Below are 11,460 nucleotides of genomic sequence, written 5' to 3' on the forward strand. Positions count from 1 at the left end.
CAAACCCGACGGGGCGGGCTCCGCATCGCCGCGTCGGCCGGACGAATGTTCCGCCGGGTGTCCGCCGGGCGTATCTCGCCCGCCGTGTTGCCGCTCATCGGTTTCGCGCACACCCGCATAGATCCGCATACCCCACCTCCGCGCCTGTCCCCGATAGCTCGACCGTGCCGACAACTCCCAAGCTGCGAAAACACAAGCATAACAGGGGAACTCGCTGCTCCCTGACCGCTTTCCGCGCATTCGGACCGCGAGCGGCCGAGCCCAATTTTCCGTGCCATCTTCACCAGAAAACCGTGCCAAACCCGATCACCCGGGAGGGCTGTCCCGAGTTCGGCAACCCCGCTGCGGCCTGGCGATTAGGTGTCACGAGCACGTCGCGACCCGCGTTCCAGGCATTAACTGGACCATTGCACCGACCGATCGCCCCGGTCTAACTTCGAGATCTCCCGCTTCCCTTGCGATTTCGCCGCGGGATTCCACAGTTCGTGTCCTCCCCTTACTTACGAGGTGGTGTCAGCAATGACTTCAGTGGTATCCGACATGCTCGACCGCAAGTTCGACGTGTGCTTCGGCCACGGCGACCAGAACGGCGACGGGGTGATGGAACGGGCCGACGTGATCGCCCTGGCGGCTCGCATCATCGCCTATCTCGACGCGCCGTTCGACTCCCCCAAGGCCCAGGCGCTGCTGGTCGCCTTCCAGAACTTCTGGGAGAACGTGTCGACCGAGTTCGATACCGACGGCGACGGCCTGATCAGCAAGACCGAATGGCGTGAAGGCCTGCGCAAGTTCGCCGCCAGTGGCGACGTGTACCGCGAGGGCTTCCGTCCGCTCGCCGAGGCTCTGTTCGCGCTGTGCGACGCCGACAACAACGGCAAGGTCTCGCCCGAGGAGTTCTTCCAGTACCAGCGCGCCTTCGGCACCTCGCCCGAGAACAGCCGGCTGGCCTTCGAGCGGCTCGACCGCGACGGCAGCGGTTCGCTGTCGGTCGAGGAACTGCTCGATGCCTGGCACGAGTACTACACCAGCCCCGATCCGCAGGCGCCCGGCAATTGGCTCTACGGCGACATCGGCCCGTTGGCCTGATCGTCGGCGGCACAGGCTCTTTCGCGCCGACCGGGACACCTCCCGGTCGGCGCCCGGCTCGGGAGGACGCATGACACGACACACACCGGTGGCGGTGATCGGCATCGGTTGCCGCTTCGCCGGGGGCATCGACTCCCCGTCGGCATATTGGCGGCTCATCACCGGCGGCGGCACCGTCGTCGGTGAGCAGCCACCGGGACGCCTGCCGGACAATCGTGACGTGCCCGCAGTTCGGCGGGCACTGCGTCCCGGCGCCTATTTCGACGACATCGCGGGATTCGACGCCGCCTTCTTCGGCATTCCGGCCGCCGAGGCCGAGCACATGGACCCCCAGCACCGACTGGCACTCGAGGTCGCCTGGGAAGCTTTGCAGCACAGTGGAATCGACCCGACCACGTTGACCGGGACAGACACCGCCGTGTACGCCGGAATCGGTTCCGACGACTACGGCCGCAGACTGCTCGGCGACCCGTCGACCGTCACCGCGTGGACCGGTATCGGTGCCGCGCTGTGCGGTGCGGCGAACCGCATCTCACACGCGCTCGACCTGCGCGGCCCGAGCGTGGCCGTGGACACCGCCTGTTCGTCGTCGCTGGTCGCGGTGCATCAGGCGATGTCGGCGCTGCGCGACGGTTCCGTTCCGCTCGCGCTCGCCGGTGGTGTGATGCTGATGGGCGACGCCGCGCTGTCGGTCACGCTTGCCGAGGCCGGTGTGCTCGCGGACGACGGGGTGTCCAAGTCGTTCGACGACGCCGCGGACGGATACGGTCGCGGTGAGGGGTGTGCCTTCGTCGTCCTGGAGAGGCTCGACGACGCGCTCGCCGCCGGGCGCCGCGTGCTCGCGGTACTGCGCGGCGGCGCGATCCGTCAGGACGGGCGAACCAGCGGCATCATGACGCCGAGCGGTCCGGCCCAGCGATATCTGGCCGGGGCCGCCTGCGCGGACGCCGGAGTGTCACCGGACTCGGTCGACTATGTCGAGGCGCACGGGACGGGAACCAGGGCCGGCGATCCGGCCGAGGCGGCCGCGCTGGCCGAGGTATTCGGCACCGGGCGTCCGTCGGGGAAACCGTGCCTCATCGGTTCCGTCAAACCGAACATCGGCCACCTCGAGGCCGCCGCAGGCATCGCCGGGCTGGCCAAAGTCGTTCTCGCACTGCATCATCGGACGATCCCGCCCACGCGGACCACGAGCGGACCGCGATCCGACATCGACTGGCACCACAACGGTATCGCCCTGGCCACCGCCACCCTCGACTGGCCGTCGACCGAGCACACGGCGCGCGCGGGTGTGGCGAGTTACGGCTACGGCGGCACGCTGTGTCACCTCATCGTCGATGCCGCGCCATCTGTATCGCCGGCGACGACTTCTCCTCGCGCCGAACACCTCTGTGCTGTCAGCGCGGCTTCGGCCGACGGGCTGCGCGATGAACTGCGGGCGCTTGCCACTGCCGTGCGATCGCATCCCGATATCGATGCGGCCGACATGTGCTTCACACGGGCTCGGCATCGCAGTCATCTCCCGTACCGGGTGGCCGTGCACGCCGGAGATACCGCCGAACTCCTCGCGGGCCTCGACGCAGCCGTCGCCGCCGAGTACCACCGCTCGGCACCACCGCACGATCCGGTGTGGGTGTTCTCCGGGCACGGATCGCAATGGGCGGGGATGGGTGCCGAGCTGATCGACGCCGACCCGGCTTTCGCGGCCGCCGTAGCCGAGGTGTCACCGGTGTTCCGTAGCGAATGGGGCTGCAGCGCCGAAGATCTGCTGCGCCGGGGCGACCTCTCCCACACCCCGACGGCACAGTGCGCGATCTTCCTGACTCAGCTGGGGCTCGCGGCGATGTGGCGGGCGCACGGGGTGCGACCGGCTGCGGTCCTCGGTCATTCGGTCGGCGAGATCGCAGCGGCCGTCGTCGCGGGCGTGCTCGATCCGGCGGCCGGTGCGCGCCTGATCTGCGTGCGATCCCGGTTGCTGGAACCGGCCACCGGCCGGGGCGCCATGATCATGGTGGCGCGCGCTTTCGACGAAGTTTCAGCCGAACTGGCGGGCTACGACGATGTGTGCGCGGCCGTTCGGTCGTCGTTCGGCAGCACGGTGGTCTCCGGCACCCGCCGCGCGGTCGACGCGCTGGCCGACGAATGGGTCGCACGCGGAATCCCGATCCGCCGTGTCGATTCCGACCTTGCCTTCCACAGCCCTTCGCTGACCCCGATCGCCGAGCGGCTCGCTCACGAACTCACCGATCTCGAGCCTGGCCCGGCTCGGATACCGCTGTACACAACCGCCTTCACCGATCCACGCGATCCACGGCCTCGCGACGCCGCGTATTGGGCGACGAATCTGGCCGCGCCGGTGCGCTTCGCCGACGCCGTCACCGCTGCCGGGGCCGACGGGCATCGCACCTTCCTCGAGATCTCGGCCCACCCGGTCGTCGCCCATTCCCTCGCCGAGATCGATGAGACATACCGGGCTGTCCCGACTCTGCACAGACAACGTCCCCAACTTGCCGCCTTCCACACCGCGGTCGGTGAGCTGTATCGGCTCGGTGCCCGAATCGACTGGGCGGCCATGTATCCCGAAGGCGCTCTGGTCGACCTGCCGACCATGCGCTGGCAACACCGGCACTACTGGCGGCACACGAACGAGGCGGCCACCGCCATCGTCGGCCACGACCCTTCCTCCGCGACGCTGCTCGGTGGTGAGCCCACTGTCGTCAACACCACACCGCCGGTCCGCGTCTGGCACACCTACCTCGACCGAACCGTCCGGCCCTATCCGGGTGACCACCCGGTGTGCGGCAGCGAGATCGTGCCCGCCGCGATCCTGCTGCACACATTCGCCGCGGCGGTACCCGGCCGGCGGCTCTACGACATCGCCCTTCGGGTACCGGTCACCATGGAGCCGGCACGACACATCCAGGTCACCGCTTCGGCGGGCAGACTCACCCTCTCCTCCCGGACCGACGGAGCGTGGCAAACCCACACCACGGCCCACTACCGGCGCGCGACGGGCCAGACCCGCCGATCACCCGTGCTGTGGTACCGCGGCGAGAACCTGCCCGCCGACTTCGTCATCGATCGGCTCGCCGCGCTTGGCGTGACATCGATGGGTCTGCACTGGCAGATCATCGAGGCCGAGCGCAACGACCAGGGTTTGTCCGCCCGAGTGAAAAGCACAGCGGCCGCGCCCGATTCGTGGGCGACGTTTCTGGATGCGGCCCTGTCGGCGGCGTCGGTGGTCTTCCCCGGGCCACCTGTACTCCGCATGCCCGCTCACATCGCCGAGTGCCGCTTCCCGTCGGGACCGCCACCGGCGGAATTGGTGCTCACTGTCACCGTCCGGGCGGGACTACGGGTCGACGCCGACCTGTCCGACTCCGACGGCAGGTTGCTTGCCTGCCTGACGGGTGTTCGCTACGCCGAGCCGGACATCGACGCCGAGTCGCCGGCCGCCACTCTTGATCTGCGCTGGCAGATCCGCGAGCCAGATCCCGGTACCACCGCGGCACCCGGTATCACGGTTTCCGGGGACGACCTGCCACTGCGGCAAGCCTTTTCAGGCACCGACGGGGACGGAATCATGGTCTGCGCGCCCAGGCCGCGGACACATGAATCCGTCGAGGAGTCGGTGCGGCGAATGGTCACCGAACTGTTCGAGACCGCGCGGACCCGGCGTGGACCGTGGTGGTGCGTCACACGCGGGGCAGCCGAAGCCATCACTCCGGCCGATCTCGCACAGTCCGCACTGTGGGGCGCGGGCCGGGCCCTGCTCGCCGAATACCCGGACAGTTTCGCCGGGATCGTCGACCTACCCGCCCGCCCGACCGCCGACGACCTGGCCGCGCTGCGCAGACACCTGTGCACACCACCCGGCTCCGGCGAAGACGTCGCCGCCGTCATCGACGGCCAAGTGCACCACCTGCGCGCGGTGCCGGTCCAGTCGAACCCCGGCACATCGGGTGTGCGCTGTGATCCGGCCGCGTCCTACGCGGTCCTCGGGGCATCCGGAGCCCTTGGTGCGATCACCGCCCAGTGGTTGGTCCAGTGCGGCGCCCGCCGGCTGATTCTGGTGAGCAGGCGGGCTGCGCCACGGCGATCGAACCGCTTGCAACGCTCGCTGGAAGCTCAGGGTGTCACAGTGCGAACCGTGGCCGCCGACGTGGCCGACCGGCCCGCGCTCGCCGCCGCCCTCGACACCGACGCCCACGGTCTGCCTCCGCTGCGCGGCGTGGTCCATGCGGCAGGCACCGTGGCGAACGTGCCGGTCGCGGACCTGCGGCCCGACCTCGTCGAGCAGGGATTGGCCGCCAAGGTGGGCGGAACCCTCGCTCTCGGTGCGCTGTTCGCGCCGGGCGATCTCGACTTCCTGATCCTGTTCTCCTCGGCCGGCCAGCTGCTGCACCTGCCAGGTCAACCGGTCTACAGCGCGGCCAACGCCTTCGTCGACGGCTTCGCCCGGCACCGCCGTGCCCTCGGCGACAGCGGTTGCCAGGCCATCGCCTGGACCAGCTGGCGTGGGCTCGGCATGTCGACGTCCTCGACGGCGATCACGGCCGAACTCGCCGTCCACGGCACTGCCGACATCTCGACGGAGCAGGCGCTGCGCGCCCTCGACGGGCCGATCACGGCAGGTGGCGCGAATGTCGCTGTGCTGCGCGTGGTCCCGCACCCAGCCCACCCACCGCTGCTGGCAGGCCTCGCCCCGGCCCCCGCCGTCAGTCCGGGTGCCGGGTGGACAGCCCTCGAACCAGCCGATCTGCCTGCCGCGCTCGTCACCCTGCTGCGATCGTCCGTGGCGAACCTGCTCGGCGTGTCCCCCACGGAGGTTCCGCTGGGAATCGCCCTGACGGAGCTGGGTTTCGACTCGCTGCTCTCCGCGGTCCTGCGTCGCGAACTGACCGTGCTACTCGGACAACAGATTCCGGCCACGATGCTGTGGCATCACCCCACGATCGACGCCGCTGCCGGGGCGCTCGCCGACTTGCTCTCGAGGAGCCATCGATGACCGCAACTCCCGTCACCACCACCGCCGACCTGCGCACCTTCGCCGAGGACGCCGCCACCTACTTCGACCGGTCACGTATCGCCATGCACACCATGGATCCCAGGGCGCTGACCGCACTCCAACTGGACGCGCTACGCCTGCGCTTCGACGAATTGCGACCACGCATACCGGTTCTCGACGCGCTCGCCACCGAACAGCACATCGACGGTTTCGACTCCATCGACGACGCGGCGCCCCTACTGTTCCCCCACACGGTCTACAAGGCGTACCCGACACGACTGCTCGTCGACAACCGGTTCGACCGGATGAACACGTGGATGTCGCGACTCACCACCGTCGACCTGACCGGCCTCGACGTCGCGGGGTGCACCTCGATCGACGGCTGGCTCGCGACGGTGGACGAGCGAACCGAACTGCGCCTGGCACATTCGTCGGGCACCACCGGCACCATGTCGTTCATCCCGCACTCCCAGATCCAATACGACCGGCTGTACCGCATCGTGCGCATGGACGTGCTCCCCGACGACGACCACACCGGCGTCGACGTGGTGTGGCCGAGCTTTCGGACCGGCCGCAGCGGCATCGCGCGGCACGCGACCGCCATGGCCGAGCAGATCGCGCTGACACCCGATCGCATGCACTGCCTGCACCCGGGGCTGCTCTCCGCCGATGTCATGTTCCTGGCGGGCAGGCTCCGGGCGGCCGCCGCCCGCGGCGAAGCGGGCCGCGTGGAGGTGCCGCCCGCGCTCGCGCTGCGACGGGCCGAGTTCACCGAGGCACTGCGCGCCACCGGTCCGGGAATGACCGCGTTCGTGCGGCGCCTCGCCGACGAGCTGGCCGGTTCCCGGGTGGCGGCCCTGTCGACCTGGGATGTGCTGTCCGGCATGGCCGACAGCGCGGCCGAACAGGGACTCACCGACGTCTTCGCACCGGACTCGGTGATCTTCGCCGGTGGTGGTTCCAAAGCCGGTGCGCTGCCGGAGGATTGGGCCGACCGCACCGCCCGGTTCGCGGGTGTGCCCGCCCTGCGATTCGTGTACGCCATGGTCGAGGTGATGTCGCTGAATCTGCAGTGCGGTGCCGGTGGCTACCACCTCGAGCCGTGGCTGGTGCTGTACCTGCTCGACCCGGAGACGGGGGCGGTTCTGCCGCGCACCGGAACCAGGACCGGCCGCGTCGCCCTCTACGACCTGACCGCCGACCTGAACTGGGGTGGCATCGTCACCGGCGACCTGGTGACAGTGGACTGGGAACCCTGCGTCTGCGGCCGGACCACCCCGCGGATCGGCGCGGCCATCAGTCGCTTCGCCGGTCCCGGTGGGGACGACAAGATCACCTGCGCCGCCACCGCCGAAGCGCTCGACGAGGCGCTGACCTTCCTCAACGGGGCACTGTGATGACGGGGACACCGCTGGCTCCCGCGTTCGTGCGTGGGCGAACCGTGCACGACGACGGTCCCGAATTCGGCGCCGGGAGCACGGCCTTCCGGGCACCCGACGCACACCGCCTGCTTCCCGGCCTCGTCTGCCCCGGACCAACGAGCATGCGCGACATCCACGAACTGCCGACCGCCGACATCATCGACTTCCTCGACGAGGTCGGGCAGCGACTGCACCCCGACGACAACCCCCACCTGCGAGAAGCCCTCGCGAAACTCGTCGGCTGCTCCGGACTCACCGAGCCCGTGCTGCGCTCCACCTACGCTCAACTGGCCGGACTGTTCGCCCGCGAGACCACCCTCGACCTGGCCGAGAACACCATCGGCATCCGGTATCTCGACGGCTGGGCCGAATGGGGCTCGGCGCGGGTGCGGGCCTTCGGGGCGAGGACCGTGCACGTCATCGCGGGCAACAACCCGATCATCGCCGCGATCACCCTGGTGCGCAATGCCCTCACCCGGGGCGACGCAGTGGTGAAACTGCCCGCCAACGACCCCTTCACCGCCGTCGCGCTGGCACGGACGATGGCCGAGGTCGATCCGGCGCATCCGCTGGTGCGGCACCTTGCCGTCGCCTATTGGCGCGGCGGGGACGAGCGGTTCGAAAGCGAGCTCTACCGGCCGGCTCATGTCGAAAAGCTCGTCGCCTGGGGCGGATTCGCGGCCGTCCGGCACCTCACCCGCTATCAGCAGCCGGGGCTGGAACTGGTCACCCTGGATCCGAAGCTCAGCGCGACGGTCATCGGGCCCGAGGCGTTCACCGACGACGACGCCCGGCACGAGACCGCGGCCCTCGCCGCCGCCGATGTCGGCCTGCTCAATCAGGACGCGTGCTTCAACGCCCGGGTGGTCTACGTCTGCACCGGCACGGACACGGCGGGCATCGACCGGGCGGTGCGGTGGGGCGAGCTGCTCCACGAACAGATCCAGGCCCTACCTCCGGCGGTCAGTACGGCCGGTACCCGATTCGACCCCGCACTGCGCCGCGAGATCGCCGCCCTGCGCACCAGCCCGGCCTTCTTCCGTGTCTTCGGCGGGACTGAAGACGAAGGCGCGGTGCTGGTCTCGCTGTCCGACGAACCGGTCGACTTCCACGCCTCGCTCAGCGGCCGGGTCGCCAATGTCGTCCCGATCGATCATCCGGAACGAGCACTGGACGCGATGAACGCCTACACCCAGACCGTGGGGGTATGGCCGGAATCGCTCAAACGCACGCTGCGTGACCTCGCGCCTCACGCGGGCGCGCAGCGGTTGGTCTCACTCGGCTTCGCCACGCACTTCCGCTCCGACACACCGCAGGACGGGATCGAACCGATGCGCCGACTGGTCAAATGGGTCGTCGACGAGACCTACGATCCGCACCGCATCCACCCCTTCGCCCAGCTCGCCCCGGCCGTGGAAGCGGTGCCGCGATGACAACACTGCTTCCCGAGGCCGAATTCGCCCGTCTGGCCCAGCGATTCGATCATCACGATCCAGCCTTCACCCCCGATGTGGCGATCGAGGTGCATCGGGCGATCCGCGAACAGAGCCGGGTCACCTACTCCCCCGCCTACGGCGGGATGTGGTTGCTCGCCCGCTACGACGACGTGGCCGCAGCCCTCACCGACCACGAGACCTACAGTTCGGCCGCGGGCGTGTTCTTCCCGAAAGCCGAAGGGACGCCACGCTTCGCCCCGCTGGAGCACGACCCGCCGGAGCACGGCAACTACCGGTCACTGATGCGCCCTCCGTTCCTGCTCGCGGCCGCACAGAAATTGCGGCCACGCATCGAGGGCGCGGTGGCCGAACTGATCCGGCCGGCGGCCCGGCGCGGATCCGCCGATCTGGTGGGCGAGCTGGCAGTCCCGCTACCGCTCGCGGTGGTCGGCATGGCAGTCGGCTTCTCCCCCGACGCTCAGCGGCGCATCCGCGATCTCACCGCCAACACCTGGGACCGAATGGCAGCCGACCCCAACGCCGACGGGTTCTGGCCGCCGTTCGCCGACCTCTTTCGGCAGGAGATCGCCAGGGCGAGACACGAACCCGGTGACGACTACCTCTCCACGCTGGTCCGTGCGGAGTTCGACGGCAGGCCCGTGACCGACGACGAACTGCATGTGATGCTGGTGGCTTTCGCCATCGCGGGCCACGAAACATCGATGAACACCCTCGCGCACCTGCTCTGGCAGCTGGCCCGGCGACCCGATCTGCAGGACCGGTTGCGGGCTGATCCCGCGCTCATCCCCGCCGCGGTGGAGGAAACGCTGCGGCTGTGGGCGCCGGTCGACCACGGCACCCGGCGCACGACAACCGAGGTCGTCGTCGGCGACACCGTGATCCCCGAGGGCGCGCGGGTGGTGCTGCTCACCGGTGCCGCCAACCGCGACCCACGCCGGTTCGACGACCCCGACACCTTCCGGCTCGATCGCGGTCCGATCCGGCACCTCACCTTCGGCCAAGGCATCCACTTCTGCCTCGGGGCACACGTCGCCCGGCAGGAATTCGCCTTGGTCCTAGCCGAACTCGCCAGGTATCCGAATTACCACCTGGCGGGCACACCCACCCGCTACTTCGAGAACGGCAGACATATCTGCCTGGATTCACTTCCGGTCACATTCGATCACCCGACGAAGGACGTCTGAGACATGCTGTGGGAAGCCCTGTTGTGGGTCGCGCTGATCGCAGGCCTCGCCGGTGCGTGCGCCTACTACCTGCGCAGGCGCGGGAAAGGCCATGAGGGCGAATCGGTCAACGAGTCGGTGGGGCAGGTCTTCACTCTCGTCGCCGGTTTGCAGGTGGTACTCGCCTCGTTCCTGCTCATCGGTGTCCTCGACACCAACTCCGCCGCCGAGAAAGCGGTCTCGGACGAGGCCGACCGGCTGCTCGCCCTGCAGTGGGCGGGCGACTCGCTGCCGGATCCCGCCCGCAGCGCCATCACCGCCTCGGTACGGCGCTACACCGGCGAGGTGATCGAGGTGGAGTGGCCCGCCATGACGGCCGCGAAGGAGGTCGACGACACCGCCTGGACCGAGCTCAGTGAGGTGCGCACCGCCATCGCCGCCACACCGGCGGCCGACGAATGGCAGCGTTCCCGCCAGATCGCGGCGGCGGACCGGCTGTGGGAGGTGTACGAAGCGCGTCAGACCCGGGTGGAAGCCGCGGGCAGCACACTGTCCCCGATGATGTGGGTGGCACTGATGCTCGGCGCGCTGCTGTCGATCGGCCTGTCGCTGATGTTCGCCGGCACCAGCGCCCGCGTCCACGTAGTGGTGGTGGCCAGCTTCGCCGCCGTGGTCACCTTCATGATCTACACGATCTACCAGCTCCAGAACCCGTACGGGCGGGCCGCGAAAATCGGGCCCGACGCCTTCACCACGATTCTGGCTCAGCTCACGTGAGAACACCGATGCGCACGGGATTCTGCGCGATAGCGATAGGTGCCGGCCTGTGGTTGCCGGGTGCGGTCGACGCCGCACCCGGATTTCCGTTCGTCCCCGGCGCTGATCCGGGCGGCGGAATCCCCGGCAACGGAATCCCGGGCGGTGGGATCCGGCCGGACCGACCCGTCGAGGAGTACCCGACGCCACCGACCCCGATCGACGGGCGGCCCGCAGCGCCGTCACGTCCGCAGACGCCGAACACATCGGCCGCGCCGAAAGTATCCGCCCCGGAACCCGACCGTGACTCGCAAAACCCGCCCGGCCCGAAAGCCCCCTACGCCCAGATCATCATCCCGGGTCCCGCACCCCGGCGTGACGCACCTCCCGAACCGCCGTCACCCCCTCCCGCGCCACCTGCACCCGCACCGGTCCCCGAAATTCCGACCACTACGCCCACCCCCGCTGTCCCCGAGCCGAACCCGCCCGGCCCCGCGCCGGAGCCACCGCTGCTCCCGCCACCCGACCCACCGGGCCATGGCGACCTGCCGGGAATCCCAGTGCCACCC

The 11,460-nt window shown here is 69.4% G+C and carries 6 protein-coding genes; all 6 read left to right on the forward strand.

Going from position 1 to position 11,460, the window contains the following annotated elements; translation table 11 throughout:
- The first annotated feature begins 519 nt into the window (after positions 1-519).
- The 6 genes from HYG95_RS22970 to HYG95_RS22995 all read left to right on the forward strand — a co-directional run bounded on the left by HYG95_RS22970 (position 520) and on the right by HYG95_RS22995 (position 10,912).
- Complete coding sequence (locus HYG95_RS22970) at positions 520-1,086, forward strand: EF-hand domain-containing protein (RefSeq protein ID WP_181700948.1); 567 nt, start codon at positions 520-522, stop codon at positions 1,084-1,086.
- Between the two features lie 70 nt (positions 1,087-1,156).
- The gene (locus HYG95_RS22975) at positions 1,157-6,094 is read left to right on the forward strand and encodes a type I polyketide synthase (RefSeq protein WP_181700950.1); all 4,938 of its coding nucleotides are present in this window, start codon (positions 1,157-1,159) and stop codon (positions 6,092-6,094) included.
- Positions 6,091-7,491, forward strand: coding sequence for a hypothetical protein (locus tag HYG95_RS22980; protein ID WP_181700952.1), 1,401 nt, complete (start codon positions 6,091-6,093; stop codon positions 7,489-7,491). Before HYG95_RS22975 ends, HYG95_RS22980 begins: the two co-directional genes overlap by 4 nt.
- Entirely contained in the window at positions 7,491-8,948 is a 1,458-nt protein-coding gene (locus HYG95_RS22985) for an acyl-CoA reductase (RefSeq protein ID WP_181700954.1), read from the forward strand. The genes HYG95_RS22980 and HYG95_RS22985 overlap by 1 nt, the downstream gene beginning before the upstream one ends.
- Positions 8,945-10,156, forward strand: a complete 1,212-nt coding sequence (locus HYG95_RS22990) for a cytochrome P450 (RefSeq protein ID WP_181700956.1) — start codon at positions 8,945-8,947, stop codon at positions 10,154-10,156. The genes HYG95_RS22985 and HYG95_RS22990 overlap by 4 nt, the downstream gene beginning before the upstream one ends.
- A gap of 3 nt (positions 10,157-10,159) precedes the next feature.
- Positions 10,160-10,912 carry a DUF4239 domain-containing protein gene (locus HYG95_RS22995; protein ID WP_181700959.1) on the forward strand — a complete coding sequence of 251 codons (753 nt, stop codon included), beginning with the start codon at positions 10,160-10,162 and terminating at the stop codon, positions 10,910-10,912.
- Positions 10,913-11,460 lie beyond the last annotated feature (548 nt).

The organism is Nocardia sp. GTS18 (assembly GCF_013839555.1).
GTDB lineage: Bacteria > Actinomycetota > Actinomycetes > Mycobacteriales > Mycobacteriaceae > Nocardia > Nocardia rosealba.